Genomic DNA, 15,746 nt, shown 5'->3' with positions numbered 1-15,746 from the left:
CAGGTGTCGCCATGTGCATGCAGTTGACTGTTTTGCAGGCGAAGCAAAAGTTCGCCGAATCGTGGTGAAACGTCCTTATTTCTTGCCGGGTGTAATGGCTGAAGAAATAGAGTGGGAGGCCGCAACATGCCTAGGCGTGATGTGATTGCGCCCAGATAGAAAACAGGAGCGAATAAAGAGTTGCCTAGCGAGCAGTTCCATCTGGTTCAAGCTCCCCGTTATGTGTTGGCAGGACCGTTCGAGTTGAGCGATATGCAGACCGTGCGGTGCAATCGGCGGGCTCGTTGTCTGCCTCTAAGGTAATCTTCCGTGGCGAAAGAAAACCCCAGCCAAGGATGGGTAGGACTGCTGACCGATCGATCAACTGCGAGTAACCGGGAAGAAGCTACACACCGCCTGTCGCCGATCCATACCAATGGATGGGGCGGTGGGATCAGTTGGGGACTCGTACGTAACCGGGCTCGAGTCCGAAGACTTCCAGCCCCTCAGGCATCGAACGACCGGCCTCGATTTCGACCACGCTGACGGGATGCTGGGGTGTGCTGCGGTAGTCGAGTAGCCACTTGCCCCCAGCGCGACGCATGGCGGCGCTGGGCACCACGAGCGCTGCGGGATTGTGATAGGTGAGGATGCTCAGCTTGGCGCTCATGCCGAGCCTGACCCTATGCATCTGGGCCTCATCCAGCGCGGGGATGACCACCACCACCTCGAACTGCGCACTGCCGCTGGAGGTGCTGGTGAGCGCCTGCCCGCCAACCACCTTCAGGCTGCCGTGCAACTGCTGCCCCTCGAAGCCGTCGCCGGTAACCTCCACCGGCTGGCCTTCCTGAAGCTGATTGACGTCCAGTTCGGCGACGCGAGCGATGACTTTCAGCCCCTCGATGCTGGCGAGGCCGAGCAAGGGTTGCCCCTGGCTGACCCGGCTGCCGGCCTGTATGGGGCCTCTGGCCACCTCCTCGGCGCTGATGCCGGGCGCTTGCACGACGATGCCGGAAAACGGCGCCAGTACCTCGCGCGACGCCAGTTGCTGCTTGAGTGCCTGATATTTGACCTCGGCATTGGTCAGCTCCATTTCGGCGATTTGTCGGTATTCGCCTTGACCTCGCTGGAGCGCGCTTTCCAGTTCGGCTTGCGCCGCACGCAGGTCGAGGCGCTGGAGCTGGGTCTGCCTTTGCAGGTCTTCCAGCTCGTTGCGTGGCACGATGCCCTTTTCGTGCAGAGCCTGGGTTTCCTTGAGTTTCTGCTCGTTGCCGTCCAGGCTCATCTGCACGCTGCGCAACGCGCGCCGGGCGCGGCTGACTTCCTGGCCGTTTTCCCAGTCCTGCAGTTCACGCACGTTGCGCCGTGCCTTGAGCAGGGTCGAGAGGGCTTCGCGTACCTGTGTCTCCAGTTCGCTGGCGTTCATTTCGAGCAAGCGTTCGCCTTTGACGACGCGTTGCCCCGGCTCGACTAAGAGGCTGGCGACATTGCCGTTGAAGGGCGCGCTGATGGTGAGTGTGCGCTCCGGCTCGATGCGCCCGACCAGGCCGATGCGATGTTCCAGGACACTGGGTTGCACGGCCTGCCAGTGTCCGGAGGCTGGCTCGACGCTGGCGTCCGGGCGGGTCTGCAGGAGCAGTGGCGCGGTTACGCCGAGCAGCAGGGCGAGTGCGGCGATTGCCAGGCGTAGCCTGCGCCGGCGCGTCGATTCAATGGTCATTGATGATGATCTCCCAGCTTTCCAGCGTCATGCCCAGGGTCAGATCCAACTGCGTCTGTGCGTTGAGGTAGGCGATCAGCGCGTTGAGACGGGCGTTCTCGGCGTTCTGCAGATCGCTCTCGAAGCTGAGCACCTGAAAGTTGCTGGAGCGCCCGGCGGCCAGCTTGTCCCGTTCGATCGACAGTTTGCGCTGGGACAGCTCCACGCCGCGTTGGGCGATCTCGTATTGCCGCCAGCGGGTGCCGAGGTCACGCACCACATCCTTGACGTTGCGTATCAGCGTCTGCCGGCTTTCTTCCAGTTGCAGTTGCTGATGCTCGACGTTGATCCGGGCATGCACTTCGCCCTGGCGGCGGCTCAGGTCGCCGATGGGAATGTCCAGGCGCAGCCCGGCATAGCTGTCCCAGCGTCTCTCCCCGCCGCTGTCATTGGATGAACCATAGCGATCGCGGGCCTGGTTGGCACCGAGCTCGACGGAGAGGTCCCACTGGCTCTGGTTCTTGGCCAGCAGCAGGTTGATGTCCGCCTGTTGGCGCTGGATCAACTGGCGCAGATAATCGGGTTGCTGTTGTTCGGCCAGACGTATGGCCAGGCTCGGGTCGATCGCTATCGCTTCGGCCTGCAGGGAATCGGTCGCCCGCACCGGCGAGGAGAGATCCAGGGCGAGCAGGCGCAACAGATCGAGGCGGCTGGTATCCACCTGATTGGCAGCTTCTTCCACGCTCAGCTCCTGGGTAGCCAGGCTGGCTTCGGTCTGTACGGCATCGAATTCGGCCATGCGCCCGGCCTGGATCATGGCCCGGTTGACCTCCAGCAACTCCCGGGAACGTTGCAGTGCCGTCTTGGCGATGCGCAGTTGCTCCTGAGCCCGCAGCAGGTCGCGGTAGGCATAGATGATTGTTGAGACTGTCTGCGAAATGTTGGCTTTGAGGCCGAGGCGATTGGCCTGCTCGGTGAGGCGGGCGAGTTGCCGGGGCGCGGTGGTGACCTCTCGCCCGGCGCCGCGCAACAGCGGCTGGATGATGCTGAAGTCGACTCCGTCGTTGCGGCGCCAGCCAGCCTCGTTGGCTTCGCTGTGATTGTTGCTCCAGCCGAGGCTGAACAGGGTGCCGTACTCGCTCAGCAGCGTGCTGGTCGCGCCGAATTCGCCACGGCGCTCACGGTCCTCACTGCTGCGAGAAGCCCGGTAGTAGCTGGACAGATACAGCTTAGGGCTGAAAACGTCCTCTGCTACCCGCAGGTCGAACTTGTCGGCGACCCGCCACAGATAGGCGCTCTTGATCGAGCGGTTGTTGCGCAGCCCGAGAAAGACCGCATCGAGCAGGGACAGATCTGTCATTTGCTCGCTGAGCAGAATCGGGTTTGGCGCGGCAGGCATGCTGGGCGCTGAAGGGGTCAGCGGCTCCTCACGCCAGGCCTGCGCAGGAGCGCAGGCCATGGCCAGGAGTACGGCGAGGAGCAGCCGTTCATTCATCGCGCAAGGCTTCCACAGGTTGCAGGCGTGAAGCGGTCATGGCCGGATGCAGGCCGAAGAACAGACCAACCAGCACGGTGCTGCCGAGCCCCAGAGGCAGAGCCCCAGGCTCCAGCGCGAATGCCCAGCCCGAGAGCTGCGCGTAGCCCCAGCCGCCGGCCACCCCCAGGGCCGCACCGAACAGCGCGCCGACGCTGGTCAAGGCCACCGCTTCGACCAGGAACAGGTTGCGGATGTCGCGCCTGCGTGCACCCAATGCCAGGCGTATGCCGATCTCCCGCCGACGTTCGTTGACGTTCATGAGCATCACGTTCATCACGCCCACGCCGCCGCCCAACAGGGAAACCAGCCCAAGGGCGGCGAGCAGGTAGGTGAAGGTCTGGCTTTGCTGCTGCATGCCTGCCAGTACCTGCTGCGCATAGACCAGGTTCGGCTGGACATCGCCGGCGATACGTCGCGTCACGGCTCCGACCAGTTGTTCACCGGCCAGTGGCACCTGCTCGGCGCTGTTGGCGCGGGCCACTACATGGCTGAGCCGCGCATTGGGATCGAGGCGTGGCATGCCTTCGAGCGGAATGAACAGGGTTTCGTTGGCATTGAACGGCAGCAGCAGGCCGGGCGCCTCCTGCTTGAGTATGCCGACGATCTGGAACTGATAGGCATGCAGGCGCACTCGGTCGCCCAGCTTGAGCGGTGCGTTGGGTTGGCTCAGCGCCTGTGCCAGCGAGGCACCGATCACGGCATAGGTTTCCCGGCGATCGAAGCCCGACAGCGCCCGGCCAGCCTCCACGGACAGAGCAGCGGCGGTGAACAGTTCGGGGATGGTGCCGATGATATTGGCATTGCTCTGCTGGCCATTGAAGATCGCCGGCGCGCCGTAGCTCATCACCGGCGCAAGGTTGGCGATGGCGGGCATGTCCTGGCGCAGCGAATCTGCATCCAGCCGCAGCGGCAGGCCGTCATGCCCCGTCGTCAGGGGCGGTAGCTGCAGGATCAGGATATCGCTGCCCAGGTTGCGAAAGATCGCCAGCGATTGCGTTGCGGCATTGCCGCCGATATTGAGCAGGGCGACCACCGAACAACTGCCCATGACGATGCCCAGCAGGGCCAGCAAGGCGCGCCTGCCCAGGGTGCGCAGGCTGCCGATGGCTTCGCCCAGGATCTGGCTGACGGTCGGGCCGCCAGTTTCCGGCATGACGGCGATCATTGGCCGCTCGACTCGTGCAGGCGCCCTTGACGCACTTCTATCTGACGCCCCAGACGGCTGGCGATGCCGGGGTCATGGGTGACCACGACCAGGGTGACGCCCTGGCGCAGGTTGAGCTCGATCAGCAGCTTCATGATGTCCTGGGCCGTGGCAGCATCCAGATTGCCGGTCGGCTCATCAGCAAGGATCAGCGCGGGATCGCCGATCAGGGCCCGGGCTATGGCGACGCGCTGGCGCTGACCGCCGGAGAGGCTGGCCGGGCGGTGCTTGCTGCGTTCTGCCAGGCCGACCTGCTCGAGCATGGCATGTGCCTGCTCGCGGGCCAGCTTCGGGGCAATACCGCGATAGGTGAGGGGCAGGGCGACGTTATCCAGCGCACTGAGCCGAGGCAGCAAGTTGAAGCTCTGGAAGACGAAGCCGATCAGGCGGTTGCGTAGCGCGGCCAGGTCGTCCGCGCTGGCCTGGGCGACGTCGATGCCATTGAGGTGGTAGCTGCCCGTGTCGGGGCGGTCGAGCAGGCCCAGGACGTTGAGCAGGGTGCTCTTGCCCGAGCCGGAACGGCCGATGAGGGCGCAGCTGTCCCCACGTTCGATCAGCAAATTCACGTCCTGCAGGACGGGCAGTGCCGTGTCGGCCAGCCGGTAGTGCTTGCCAATGCGCTGCAACTGGATGAGCTGTTCTTCGTTATTGTTTTCGAGCATCCCGATGCCACTGCCTGCGTCCATGTCGATGAACCACTGAGCATCGCCTTGTCAGGCACTTCCCGGAGCCGATGCCATAAGGCTCTGTTCCGGGAAATCAAAGGGCGGTCGCCCTTCTGCAAACGATCGCAACAGGAGCATGTCCGATAGCAGGATTGGCAGCGCTGACTTGTCTGTAAAGCCAACTTTTTTCTGGTTCGCTCAGGCAGTGTTACCGATGCTCACACCTTCCATGTCGAGCGCTGAGCGTGCCGGAACAGGAGATGGATGAGGGCATCGGGCTGCCTCGGCGCAGGCGCAGGATCAGAACGGCGCGGGGCACTCGAAACGCATGCGCTCGCCGGTTTGCGGGTGGGTGAGGGCGAGCATGCTGGCGTGCAGGCACAGGCGCTCATGGGCGGCCAGGGCTTGTTCGTGGGCGTAGAGGCGGTCGCCCAGCAGCGGATGACCGATGGACAGCATATGCACGCGCAACTGGTGCGAGCGTCCGGTGATGGGCGTGAGCTCGACCCGGCACCAGTCGCCGCAGCGCTCGATGACGCGCCAGTGGGTCAGAGCATGTTTGCCCAGTTCGTGATCGACCACATGACGTGGTTTGGTCGGCGGGTCGTAGCGCAGCGGCAGGCCGATGCTGCCGCTGTCGGCCTGTGGCTGGCCCCAGCACAGGGCGGTGTAGGCCTTCTCGGTTTCACGGTCGTGGAACTGCCGGGACAGCTCGCGGTGGCTGTCGGCGTCGCGAGCCAGGACGATGATGCCAGAGGTTTCCCAGTCCAGCCGATGCACGATGCGCGCTTCCGGGTAGCCGTTTTCCTGCAGGCGGGTGACCAGGCAATCCTTGTTGTCATCGGCGCGGCCGGGCACCGACAGCAGCAGGGTGGGCTTGTTGATCACCAGCAGGGCGGCGTCCTGGTGGAGAATTTCGATCTGGCTTAGCGGCATGAGCGTTCGCAACGGTCTGGTAGGAGCGAGCTCTGCTCGCGAAAAATGCAGGTTACCGATATTCGCGAGCAGAGCTCGCTCCTGCAGGCTATCGATGACTACAAACGAACACGGCGGCCGAAGCCGCCGTGAGCGCAACCGGCCTCGATCAACGGTCCGGTAGAGTGATGTTCAACTCCAGAATCGAGCAACTGCCCTGGTTTTCCAGGGCGACCTGGACCTGATCCGATTCGATGTTGACGTACTTGCGGATCACTTCCACCAGCTCCTGCTGCAGGGCAGGCAGGTAGTCCGGCTGGCTACGCTGACCACGTTCGTGGGCAACGATGATCTGCAAGCGCTCTTTGGCGATGGATGCGGTGGTTTCCTTCTTGCGCGAACGCAAGAAGTCAAAAATATTCATTCTCGACCTCCAAACAGGCGCTGCAGGAAGCCCTGCTTCTTCACATCCAGGAAGCGGTGCGCCACGTCCTTGCCGAGCAGGCGATCGACTGCGTCGCTGTAAGCCTGGCCGGCATCGCTCTGGTCATCGAGGATGACCGGGATACCCTGGTTGGATGCCTTGAGCACGGCCTGGGATTCGGGGATCACGCCGAGCAGGCGAATGGCGAGGATTTCCTCGACGTCTTCGACGCCAAGCATCTCGCCCTTGGTGACGCGCTCGGGATTGTAACGGGTGAGCAGCAGGTGTTCCTTGATCGGTTCTTCGCCTTTCTCGGCGCGGCGCGATTTGCTCGCCAGCAGGCCGAGCATGCGGTCGGAGTCGCGTACCGAGGACACTTCCGGGTTGGTCACGACAATGGCTTCGTCGGCGAAATACATCGCCAGGTGAGCACCTTTCTCGATACCGGCTGGCGAGTCGCAGACCACGTATTCGAAATTCTGCGACAGCTCGGTGATGACCTTCTCGACGCCTTCCTGGGTCAGCGCGTCCTTGTCACGGGTCTGGCTGGCGGCCAGCACGTAGAGGTTCTCGAGGCGCTTGTCCTTGATCAGGGCCTGGGTCAGGGTTGCTTCGCCGTTGACGACGTTGACGAAGTCGTACACCACGCGGCGTTCGCAGCCCATGATCAGGTCGAGGTTACGCAGGCCGACGTCGAAGTCGACGATGACGGTCTTGTGCCCGCGCAGGGCGAGGCCGGTACCGATGGCAGCGCTGGTGGTGGTTTTACCGACGCCACCTTTGCCGGAAGTGACTACGAGGATCTTGGCCAAGGTGATTCACCCCAAAAAATGAAGATAACGCGGGAATCTGGGGCCGTTAAAGGCTTCCAGATGCCCTTTTTGTGTCCGTAAAAAGTGGCCGCAGTATCCGTTAAAGGCGGGTGATGTTCAACACGTCACCCGACAGGCTGACGTGCACTGCATCGCCCCACAGCGGGTCGCGGCGCAGGTCTTCGGCAACCTTGTAATGGCCGGCGATCGACAACATTTCGGCGCCCATTTGCTGACAGAAAATCCGTGCCTTGGTGTTGCCCTTGATGCCCGCCAGGGCGCGGCCACGCATGGGCGCGTAAACATGGATGTTGCCATCGGCGAGAAGTTCCGCCCCGGCGCTGACCGGTGCCAGCACGATCAGATCGCCACCCTGGGCATAGATCTGCTGGCCGCCGCGCACCGGGCTGGTGATGATGCGACTGGGTTTGTGTTCGGGTTCGGCCGGTTTTTCTTCGATTTTCTTTGGCGCTGGATCGAGGAGGCGTTCGCGTGCACCGGAGGGCGGCAGTACCGGCAGATCCATGGCTTCGGCAGCGGCGACATCGCTTTCCCGCGAGGCGCGGATGGCCAGGGTGCGCAGGCCATGGCGGCGGCAGACGGCCATCAGTTCGGCCAGGGCCAGTTCACCTTCGCCTTCCGGCAGTTTGTCCAGGGCCAGCACCAGCGGCGTGTTGCTGAAGAAGGCCGGGGCCTGGGCGACTTTTTCCGTCAGTTGCGCGTCGAGGCGTTCGAGATCGTTGTGCGCCAGTTCCATCACGGTGATGGCGAGCATGCTGCCCTTGAGCTGGAATACGGGGTCTTGGGCGAGGAGGTCGGCTTGGCTCATGGTGGGGCGATGGGCCTTCTGGCGAGTCGAAAGATGCCGGACTTATAACGAGATAGCCCGCATGCCGCAAGCCGCGCGCGTCAGCGAGCCGGGGGCGAGGCGAAGGCTTGGCTGTCGATTCGCTGTCGTGACCTGCTCCTGCGGCAGTGATGCCAGCGAGCCGGTCGGGAAAACTGCGTTAGAATGCGCGGCTTTGTAAGTGATCGGAAACGTCTCATGGATCGCCCCCGCTTTCGCGCCTATTTTCTTCATCCGCGCTTCTGGCCGCTGTGGCTGGGCTTCGGATTGCTGTGGCTGGTGGTGCAACTGCCTTATGGTCTGCAGCTGAAACTGGGGCGAGCACTGGGCTGGCTGATGTACCGCACGGCAAGCTCGCGCCGGCAGATCGCTGCGCGCAATCTGGAACTTTGCTTCCCTGGCAAGAGCGCTGCCGAGCGCGAGCGCCTGCTCAAGGAGAACTTCGCCTCCACCGGTATCGCCTTCTTCGAGATGGCCATGAGCTGGTGGTGGCCCAAGGCGCGTCTGGCGCGACTGGCGCAGGTCGAAGGCCTCGAGCATCTGCAGCAGGCGCAAGCCGAGGGGCAGGGCGTGATCCTCATGGCGGTGCACTTCACCACCCTGGAGATCGGCGCCGCGCTGCTCGGTCAATTGCACACCATCGACGGCATGTACCGCGAGCATGACAACCCGCTGTTCGACTACATCCAGCGCCGTGGCCGTGAACGCCACAACCTCGATGCCAGCGCCATCGAGCGCGAGGACATTCGCGCCATGCTCAAGGTGCTGCGTGCCGGCCGTGCGATCTGGTACGCGCCGGATCAGGATTACGGCCGCAAGCAGAGCATCTTCGTGCCGCTGTTCGGTATTCAGGCGGCCACGGTTACCGCCACCACCAAGTTCACCCGCCTGGGCAAGGCGCGCGTGGTGCCTTTCACCCAACAGCGCCTGGCCGATGGCAGCGGTTATCGTCTGGTGATCCATCCGCCGCTCGAAGGCTTCCCCGGCGAGAGCGAGGAGGCCGATTGCCTGCGTATCAACCAGTGGATCGAGCAGGTGGTCAGTGCCTGCCCGGAGCAGTACCTGTGGGCGCATCGGCGTTTCAAGACGCGCCCCGAGGGCGAGCCGAAGCTGTACGGTAAGCGCAAGTAGCGCATCTATACTGCAACGAAAAACAGGATCGTTCGATGACCGTGATTGCCCGCCACGATGCGCCCGTTACCGGGCTGATCCTCTCTGGTGGCGGGGCGCGGGCGGCCTATCAGGTCGGGGTGTTGGCAGCCATTGCCGACCTGTTGCCGGACGCCTCGCACAATCCCTTTCCGGTTATTGTCGGGACCTCGGCCGGGGCGATCAATGCCGTTGGCCTGGCCTGTGGCGCGCTGCAGTTCGGCGAAGCCGTGCGGCGCCTGACCTCGGTCTGGCAAGGCTTTCACACCCACATGGTGTACCGCAGCGACTGGCCCGGCGTGCTGCGTCAGGCGGCGCGTTTCATTGGTCATAGCCTGCTTGGCCTGGGGCGCGATGTTCCGGTGGCCTTGCTCGACAGTTCGCCGTTGCGTGAGTTGCTGGAGCGCGAGCTGGACTTCTCCGGCATCGCTGCGGCCGTGCGCCATCGCCAGCTGCGGGCGGTAGCAGTGACTGCCTTCGGCTACGAAAGTGGTCAGGCGGTGACCTTCTATCAGGGCCGCGCCACTATCGATCCCTGGTTCCGCCATCGTCGCGTCGGTGTACCAACGCGTCTGCAGCTTGACCATTTGCTGGCCAGTGCGTCGATCCCGCTGATCTTTCCGCCGGTGAAGATCAACCGCGAGTATTTTGGCGACGGCGCAGTGCGCCAGGCGGCGCCGATCAGCCCGGCACTGCATCTCGGAGCCAGCCGCGTGCTGGTAATCGGTGTCAGCGGCAACGCCCAGCTCGAACCCGATGCCGCGCTACCGCGCGTGATCAGCACTCGACCGCCGAGCCTGGCGCAGATCGGCGGGCATATGCTCAACAGTACCTTTATCGACAATCTGGAGACGGACATCGAGCTGCTCGAACGGCTCAACCAGATGAGCGCACTGGTGCCGCCGGAGCGGCGTCCGCGTGGGTTGGGTTTGAACCCGGTGGACGTGCTGGTGATTGCTCCGAGCCAGCCGCTGGATCAGATCGCCGCGCGCCATCAGCGTGAGCTGCCCAAGGCGCTGCGACTGTTTCTGCGCGGCCCGGGGGCGACCAAGGCCGGTGGTGCGGGCGTACTCAGTTACCTGCTGTTCGAGCCCGGCTACTGCAGTGAACTGATCGAGTTGGGTTATCAGGATGCGATGACGCGCAAGGCCGACCTCTGCCGTTTTCTCGGGTTGGCCGAGGTCGCCCATTCCGCATGAGGCACGTCAGGCCAGCACACCATCACGAAAATCGCGCATGGCCTGCTCGATTTCCTCGCGGCTGTTCATCACGAACGGTCCGTACTGGACGATGGGTTCGTTCAGTGGTGTGCCGGCGATCAGGAATACCCGCGCGCCATGGGCGCTGGCCAGGTGCAGCTCACCCTCGTCGGATAGTCGCACCAGACGCCCGGCGCTGACCGGTTGTGTACTGGCCTCGGGCAGCTCGAGCAGGCCTTGATAAACGTACAGCATGACCCGCTGACCATCGGCCAGGCGCGGTGAAACCTGGCTGCCGGCCGGCAGGTTCAGGTCGAACAGCTGAGGCTGGGTGTGTGGACGCTGCACGGCGCCGGCCTGGCGGATCTCGCCGTCATCGAATTCACCGGCGATCACCACCACCTCGGCGCCGGACGCCGTGTTGATGCGCGGGATGTCGGTGGCTGGAATGTCGCGGTAGCCCGCTTCACCCAACTTGTCCTTGGCCGGCAGGTTGAGCCACAGCTGGAAGCCGCGCATGGCGCCGGACTCCTGCTCGGGCATCTCGCTGTGGATGATGCCGCGCGCAGCTGTCATCCATTGCACGCCGCCGCTGCCGAGCAGGCCGACGTTGCCCAGATGGTCCTCATGGCGCATGCGCCCTTCGAGCATGTAGGTGATGGTCTCGAAACCACGATGCGGGTGCGGCGGGAAGCCGGCGATGTAGTCGTCGGGATTGTCGGTGGAGAACTCGTCGAGCATCAGGAAGGGGTCGAAGCGTTCCAGACCCGGTCCGCCGATCACGCGGTTGAGGCGCACTCCGGCGCCGTCCGAGGCGGGTTGGCCTGGCTGGATGCTGATGACGCGGCGTTGCGAGGTCATGGCGGGCTCCTTGAAAGGTAGGAATGACGCCATGCTAGTCGCATTCAATCGATGTTTGGGTGGAAATTTTGCGGGCCATGCATCGATAAATTCGATGCATGGCCGAGGGCTCAGTCGGCAATCTTCAGCTTGCGCGACTCGTGGTAGAAGTAGCGAATCTTCTCGTACTCGAACGGCGAGTTGAGTTGGCCATAGCGGAAGCCGGTATTGGCGCGGGTGTCGATGATGCGTAGTGCGGTGATGCCGGGATTGCTGCGACTGGCGTCGGCCACATCGAGGTAATTGACCGCATTCTCCAGGCTGTAGTCCGCCACCAGCCCGCCGGTGTCGCGCAGGTTCGATGGCCCGAGCAGCGGCAGCATCAGGTAAGGCCCTGCGGGTACGCCGTAGTAGCCCAGGGTTTGGCCGAAGTCTTCGCTCAACCGGGGTAGGCCCATCTTTGTCGCCGGGTCCCAGATACCGCCGACACCAAGGATGGTATTGAACAGCAACCGCGCGGTGCTGTTCATCGCCCGCTTGCCCTTGAGCTGCAGCACGCTGTTGGCCAGCGTGGGAATCTCGCCGAGGTTATTGAAGAAATTGTGCACGCCGGTCTGCACCAGGTTCGGTGTGACGTAGCGGTAGCCGTCGACCACGGGCAGGAACACCCATTGATCGAAGCGGTAGTTGAAGTGATAGACGCGGCGGTTCCACGACTCCAGCGGGTCATAGACCTGCAGGGCGTCACTGGAGGCGCGTTCGAACTCCTGCTGATCCAGTCCTGGGTTGAACTGCAGGTTCTGCAGCGGGTTGGTGAAACCGTCGGCATCGACCTTGCTTTCGGCCAGTGCCTGTCCGCTGCCCAGCAGCAGGGCGATGATGAGCGTGCTGTGTTTAACCACGGAAGAACTCCAGCATGGCGTCGCTGTTGACGCGATAGTTGAGGTTGCCGCAGTGCCCGCCGCGCGGGTAAAGGGTCAGGCGGTCGCCAAAGGTGCGGCGCAGAAAGCCGATGTCGCCCTGGCCGAGGATCAGGTCGTCGGCGTTGTGCATCACCGAGACCTTGTCGCTGCCTCTGAGATAGTCCTCCAGCGCATACAGGCTGCTCTTGTCGACCAACTGGTTGAGGCTGCCGCCATTGTGGCGAGCACGCCACATGGGCATCAGTTGCTCGGCGATATAGCAATCGAAGTCGCAGCGCAGGGCCATCTGGAAGAATGGCGTGAGGCTTGTGCTCTCAGTGATGCGGTAGTCGCGCGGGGTAATCAGGCCGCGGCGGTTGAGCAGGTCCGAGGTGAACACGATGTCGGCCGACGAGAAGCGGAACGAGGTGCCGATGAGCATGGCCATCTGTTCGTCGGAGAGCCGCTCTTTTGACTGCTGGAAGTCATAGAGCATGGCGTCGTTGATATCCAGATAGCCCTTGTCATTGAAGTAGCGGGTCAACTTGCCCAGCACCAGATCATAGAAATTGGTGCTGTTGTCGATGCCTTGGACCTTGGTCTGCACCAGCTTGTCGAGGTTGGTGATGGAGGTGTAGAGGTTGACCGGCGGGTTGAGCAGCAGCACGCGTTTGAAATCGAAGGCGCGGCGGGTTTCGTCGATCTGGCTGACGAAGGCGGCATGCAGCGCGCCGAGGCTGTAACCGGTCAGCAGGAACTCGCTGACTTCCAGCTTCGGATGCTGGGCGCGTACGGCCTGCATGGCGCGGTACAGGTCGTCGGCATCGTCTGGGCTGTAGCCCGGCGTGGCAGAGCGCGAGGCGGCTGCCATGAAGTCATAGCTGGTCGGCGACGACAGCTGCACGACATGGAAGCCGGCGCCGTAGAAAAGCTTCTTCAGGTACTCGGTGGTGCCGCTGGCATAGTGCGCGCCAGTGCCGGCGATGATGAAGATCAGTGGTGCACGGCCTTTCTGCTGGGCCAGGCGATAGTGCAGCTTGGTCACCGGCCAGAAGTTGTCCAGCAGCTCGAATTCGCGGTCCGGGCGCAGGCGTACCGAGTAGTCGCGCTGCCTGATGTCGCCGTCGGCCGGCAGCGTCGGGCGCAGTTCGGGCGGTGTGGTGGCGATGGTCGCTTCGAACGGGTTGGCCAGTGGATAGCCATAGCTTTCCGCATCCACATCGGCGGCCATCGCCGAGACACAGAAGGCTAGGCCACCGAGCAAGGCGGCGAGTCGGGCAAGGCTGGGCATGTGGTAAGTCCCTTTGAATAAGAGAACGTCTGGATTGAACAGCTGGCTTATGACAGCAGCAAGCTGGGCAAAGTGCCAGACTATCCTGCCTTATCGCAGGAAAACTTGAGTAACTGGGGTAGGCGTCCCCCGCGCCTGGCCGATTGCAGGCTTGTTCAGTCAGGCGTGATGATGCAGCCAGGCATGCTTGGGGCGCTCCGCCGACGGCTGGCGACGGCGCTCGAAACGTTGCCAGACCTTCTCGTGGAAGTAGAAGCCCACGGAGTTGCACAGCGGTTCGATAGCCGCCACCAGGCTACTGGCCGCAACGCTGCCGGTCAGTGCGTAGGTAACGGCGAAGGCGATGCAGAAGTGCATGATGGTGAAGGTCAGGGTCTTGAGCATGATGCACCTCGTTGAGAATCATTTCGTCGTGTGAGAGAGGCTAGTCCTGTTCGTCAGTGTCGGGAAATGTGGCCTTTGCATGGTCCTGATAGTGGTGGTCAATTGATATTGTCTTATGGAAAGTCTCTTTCTATTTATTTCGCCCAGGGGTGGCTGCGTTAAGGTGGCGCTCTATTTCGATGGAGTCGGGCGATGCAGATCAGTGATATTCCCTTTGGCGTGACGGACTGGGCGGCGATACCAGTGACCGAACATCCGGGCGAGCGTGGCGTGGCACGTTGGCGTACTTGCCAGTTCGGTGCGCTGCGTGTGCGTATGGTCGAATATTCACCGGGTTATCTGGCCGACCACTGGTGTCAGAAAGGGCATGTGCTGTTGTGCCTGGAAGGGGAGCTGACCACCGAGCTTGAGGATGGCCGGGTATTCGTGCTCAAGCCCGGCATGAGCTACCAGGTGGCTGATGGTGCAGAGCCCCATCGTTCCTCGACAGCGTCCGGTGCGCGCCTGTTCGTGGTGGACTGAGCCGCGATGCTTTGGCGCATGGCTGCCGACGCTCTGGTACTGGTGCACCTGAGCTTCATTCTGTTCGTGCTGCTGGGTGGCTTGCTGCTGCTGCGTTGGCCGCGGTTGATCTGGCTACACCCGCCTGCAGTGGCCTGGGGCATCGTGGTGGAGTGTCTGCATCTGGGGTGCCCGCTGACGCCCTGGGAAAACCAGCTGCGCCGAATGGCCGGACAGGCGGGTTATGACGGCGGCTTCATCGAGCACTACCTGATACCGCTGATCTATCCGGCCGGGCTCACGCCACAGATCCAGATCGGGTTGGGTGCCATCGTCGTGCTGGTCAACCTGGCCGTTTACACCTGGCTGATCTGGCGCTGGCGCAATAAGGCTTGACCGCGATTTGCCCTGCCTATTCATAAGTCTGATGAAGGCGCGGGAGCTTTATTGCCTTCGCTACACTGGCAGCCATTGCAACCAAACATTGAAGGCAGGGCTGCTATGCAAAACCGCATGATGATCACTGGCGCGGGCTCCGGCCTGGGACGCGAAATTGCCCTGCGTTGGGCGCAAGAGGGCTGGCGCCTGGCGCTGGCTGACGTCAACGAGGCTGGTCTGGCAGAAACCCTCAAGCTGGTGCGCGAGGCCGGCGGCGACGGCTTCATCCGTCGCTGCGACGTGCGTGACTACAGCCAGCTGACCGCCTTGGCCCAGGCCTGCGAGGAGCAGTTCGGCGGCATCGATATCATCGTCAACAACGCCGGTGTTGCCTCCGGTGGCTTCTTCAGCGAGTTGTCACTGGAGGACTGGGACTGGCAGATCTCGATCAACCTGATGGGCGTGGTCAAAGGCTGCAAGGCATTCCTGCCGCTGCTGGAAAAGAGCAAGGGCAAGATCGTCAACATCGCCTCCATGGCCGCGCTGATGCAGGGGCCGGGAATGAGTAATTACAACGTCGCCAAGGCGGGCGTGGTGGCACTCTCGGAAAGTCTGCTGGTAGAGCTGCGCCAACTGGAGATCGGCGTGCATGTGGTCTGTCCGTCGTTCTTCCAGACCAATCTGCTGGATTCCTTCCGTGGCCCGACTCCGGCGATGAAGGCTCAGGTGGGCAAGCTGCTGGAGAGCTCACCGATCAGCGCGGCAGATATCGCCAATTACATCCATGATGAGATGGCCAAGGGCAGCTTCATGATCCTGCCCCACGAAATGGGCCGTATGGCCTGGGCGCTGAAGCAGAAGAACCCTCAGGCGCTGTACGACGAGATGGCCAGCATGGCCGAGAAAATGCGTGGCAAGGTCAAATCCGTCAGCTGACCACAAGGTCAGTTATTTGCACCTGCAGGCTTGCCTGGCATGGCCTGCAGGGGTAGGGTGGCCACCCCGGCCTGCCTGCCGTCA

The 15,746-nt window shown here is 62.9% G+C and carries 17 protein-coding genes; 5 read left to right on the top strand and 12 right to left on the bottom strand.

The annotated features are described in order from the left end of the window. Positions 1-433 precede the first annotated feature (433 nt). The 8 genes from BM186_RS01885 to minC form a co-directional block, all read right to left on the bottom strand. Complete coding sequence (locus BM186_RS01885) at positions 434-1,699, bottom strand: HlyD family secretion protein (RefSeq protein ID WP_074913275.1); 1,266 nt, start codon at positions 1,697-1,699, stop codon at positions 434-436. Then, on the bottom strand, positions 1,689-3,173 hold the full coding sequence (locus tag BM186_RS01880) for a TolC family protein (RefSeq protein WP_074913274.1): 1,485 nt from the start codon (positions 3,171-3,173) through the stop codon (positions 1,689-1,691). The genes BM186_RS01885 and BM186_RS01880 overlap by 11 nt, the downstream gene beginning before the upstream one ends. Then, positions 3,166-4,380, bottom strand: a complete 1,215-nt coding sequence (locus BM186_RS01875) for an ABC transporter permease (RefSeq protein WP_239690018.1) — start codon at positions 4,378-4,380, stop codon at positions 3,166-3,168. Before BM186_RS01875 ends, BM186_RS01880 begins: the two co-directional genes overlap by 8 nt. After that, entirely contained in the window at positions 4,377-5,081 is a 705-nt protein-coding gene (locus tag BM186_RS01870; RefSeq protein WP_072423737.1) for an ABC transporter ATP-binding protein, read from the bottom strand. The genes BM186_RS01875 and BM186_RS01870 overlap by 4 nt, the downstream gene beginning before the upstream one ends. Before the next feature lie 303 nt (positions 5,082-5,384). Beyond that, complete coding sequence (locus BM186_RS01865) at positions 5,385-6,020, bottom strand: RluA family pseudouridine synthase (protein WP_074913271.1); 636 nt, start codon at positions 6,018-6,020, stop codon at positions 5,385-5,387. A 148-nt stretch (positions 6,021-6,168) separates the two neighbouring features. Continuing rightward, positions 6,169-6,423, bottom strand: a complete 255-nt coding sequence (minE, locus tag BM186_RS01860) for a cell division topological specificity factor MinE (protein ID WP_003241592.1) — start codon at positions 6,421-6,423, stop codon at positions 6,169-6,171. Next, positions 6,420-7,235, bottom strand: coding sequence for a septum site-determining protein MinD (gene minD, locus BM186_RS01855; protein WP_021488304.1), 816 nt, complete (start codon positions 7,233-7,235; stop codon positions 6,420-6,422). Before minD ends, minE begins: the two co-directional genes overlap by 4 nt. Before the next feature lie 100 nt (positions 7,236-7,335). Continuing rightward, positions 7,336-8,064 (bottom strand): septum site-determining protein MinC, encoded by a 729-nt coding sequence (gene minC / locus BM186_RS01850; protein WP_074913269.1) that lies wholly within the window; start codon positions 8,062-8,064, stop codon positions 7,336-7,338. Between the two features lie 216 nt (positions 8,065-8,280). Here minC and BM186_RS01845 point away from each other — a divergent pair, with 216 nt between their 5' ends. Beyond that, positions 8,281-9,213: a lipid A biosynthesis lauroyl acyltransferase gene (locus BM186_RS01845; protein WP_074913267.1), complete on the top strand. Its 933-nt coding sequence runs from the start codon at positions 8,281-8,283 to the stop codon at positions 9,211-9,213. Between the two features lie 35 nt (positions 9,214-9,248). After that, on the top strand, positions 9,249-10,430 hold the full coding sequence (locus BM186_RS01840; RefSeq protein WP_072422821.1) for a patatin-like phospholipase family protein: 1,182 nt from the start codon (positions 9,249-9,251) through the stop codon (positions 10,428-10,430). A gap of 6 nt (positions 10,431-10,436) precedes the next feature. On the opposite strand, the gene BM186_RS01835 is transcribed toward BM186_RS01840, so the two are convergent. The 4 genes from BM186_RS01835 to BM186_RS01820 all read right to left on the bottom strand — a co-directional run bounded on the left by BM186_RS01835 (position 10,437) and on the right by BM186_RS01820 (position 13,847). Then, positions 10,437-11,291, bottom strand: a complete 855-nt coding sequence (locus tag BM186_RS01835; RefSeq protein WP_074913265.1) for a pirin family protein — start codon at positions 11,289-11,291, stop codon at positions 10,437-10,439. A gap of 110 nt (positions 11,292-11,401) precedes the next feature. Then, positions 11,402-12,172: an MlaA family lipoprotein gene (locus tag BM186_RS01830; protein WP_074913263.1), complete on the bottom strand. Its 771-nt coding sequence runs from the start codon at positions 12,170-12,172 to the stop codon at positions 11,402-11,404. Next, positions 12,165-13,463 (bottom strand): serine/threonine protein kinase, encoded by a 1,299-nt coding sequence (locus BM186_RS01825; RefSeq protein WP_074913261.1) that lies wholly within the window; start codon positions 13,461-13,463, stop codon positions 12,165-12,167. The genes BM186_RS01830 and BM186_RS01825 overlap by 8 nt, the downstream gene beginning before the upstream one ends. 159 nt (positions 13,464-13,622) lie before the next feature. After that, the gene (locus BM186_RS01820; RefSeq protein WP_021488318.1) at positions 13,623-13,847 is read right to left on the bottom strand and encodes a DUF2061 domain-containing protein; all 225 of its coding nucleotides are present in this window, start codon (positions 13,845-13,847) and stop codon (positions 13,623-13,625) included. A 192-nt stretch (positions 13,848-14,039) separates the two neighbouring features. Here BM186_RS01820 and BM186_RS01815 point away from each other — a divergent pair, with 192 nt between their 5' ends. From BM186_RS01815 to BM186_RS01805, 3 genes are all read left to right on the top strand, one after another. Then, positions 14,040-14,369: a DHCW motif cupin fold protein gene (locus BM186_RS01815; RefSeq protein WP_074913259.1), complete on the top strand. Its 330-nt coding sequence runs from the start codon at positions 14,040-14,042 to the stop codon at positions 14,367-14,369. A 6-nt stretch (positions 14,370-14,375) separates the two neighbouring features. After that, complete coding sequence (locus tag BM186_RS01810) at positions 14,376-14,744, top strand: DUF2784 domain-containing protein (protein ID WP_074913258.1); 369 nt, start codon at positions 14,376-14,378, stop codon at positions 14,742-14,744. 105 nt (positions 14,745-14,849) lie between these two features. Then, the gene (locus tag BM186_RS01805; RefSeq protein ID WP_072422806.1) at positions 14,850-15,662 is read left to right on the top strand and encodes an SDR family oxidoreductase; all 813 of its coding nucleotides are present in this window, start codon (positions 14,850-14,852) and stop codon (positions 15,660-15,662) included. Positions 15,663-15,746 lie beyond the last annotated feature (84 nt).

The organism is Ectopseudomonas toyotomiensis (assembly GCF_900115695.1).
In the GTDB taxonomy this organism is placed as follows: domain Bacteria; phylum Pseudomonadota; class Gammaproteobacteria; order Pseudomonadales; family Pseudomonadaceae; genus Aquipseudomonas; species Aquipseudomonas toyotomiensis.
This window is presented reverse-complemented; position numbering and strand designations above follow the sequence as displayed.

Bases quoted from the DNA above. Each gene is read 5' to 3' on its own strand.
- BM186_RS01885 (WP_074913275.1), bottom strand. From the start codon at position 1,699: ATGACCATTGAATCGACGCGCCGGCGCAGGCTACGCCTGGCAATCGCC.
- BM186_RS01880 (WP_074913274.1), bottom strand. From the start codon at position 3,173: ATGAATGAACGGCTGCTCCTCGCCGTACTCCTGGCCATGGCCTGCGCT.
- BM186_RS01875 (WP_239690018.1), bottom strand. From the start codon at position 4,380: ATGATCGCCGTCATGCCGGAAACTGGCGGCCCGACCGTCAGCCAGATC.
- BM186_RS01870 (WP_072423737.1), bottom strand. From the start codon at position 5,081: ATGCTCGAAAACAATAACGAAGAACAGCTCATCCAGTTGCAGCGCATT.
- BM186_RS01865 (WP_074913271.1), bottom strand. From the start codon at position 6,020: ATGCCGCTAAGCCAGATCGAAATTCTCCACCAGGACGCCGCCCTGCTG.
- minE (WP_003241592.1), bottom strand. From the start codon at position 6,423: ATGAATATTTTTGACTTCTTGCGTTCGCGCAAGAAGGAAACCACCGCA.
- minC (WP_074913269.1), bottom strand. From the start codon at position 8,064: ATGAGCCAAGCCGACCTCCTCGCCCAAGACCCCGTATTCCAGCTCAAG.
- BM186_RS01845 (WP_074913267.1), top strand. From the start codon at position 8,281: ATGGATCGCCCCCGCTTTCGCGCCTATTTTCTTCATCCGCGCTTCTGG.
- BM186_RS01840 (WP_072422821.1), top strand. From the start codon at position 9,249: ATGACCGTGATTGCCCGCCACGATGCGCCCGTTACCGGGCTGATCCTC.
- BM186_RS01835 (WP_074913265.1), bottom strand. From the start codon at position 11,291: ATGACCTCGCAACGCCGCGTCATCAGCATCCAGCCAGGCCAACCCGCC.
- BM186_RS01825 (WP_074913261.1), bottom strand. From the start codon at position 13,463: ATGCCCAGCCTTGCCCGACTCGCCGCCTTGCTCGGTGGCCTAGCCTTC.
- BM186_RS01820 (WP_021488318.1), bottom strand. From the start codon at position 13,847: ATGCTCAAGACCCTGACCTTCACCATCATGCACTTCTGCATCGCCTTC.
- BM186_RS01815 (WP_074913259.1), top strand. From the start codon at position 14,040: ATGCAGATCAGTGATATTCCCTTTGGCGTGACGGACTGGGCGGCGATA.
- BM186_RS01810 (WP_074913258.1), top strand. From the start codon at position 14,376: ATGCTTTGGCGCATGGCTGCCGACGCTCTGGTACTGGTGCACCTGAGC.
- BM186_RS01805 (WP_072422806.1), top strand. From the start codon at position 14,850: ATGCAAAACCGCATGATGATCACTGGCGCGGGCTCCGGCCTGGGACGC.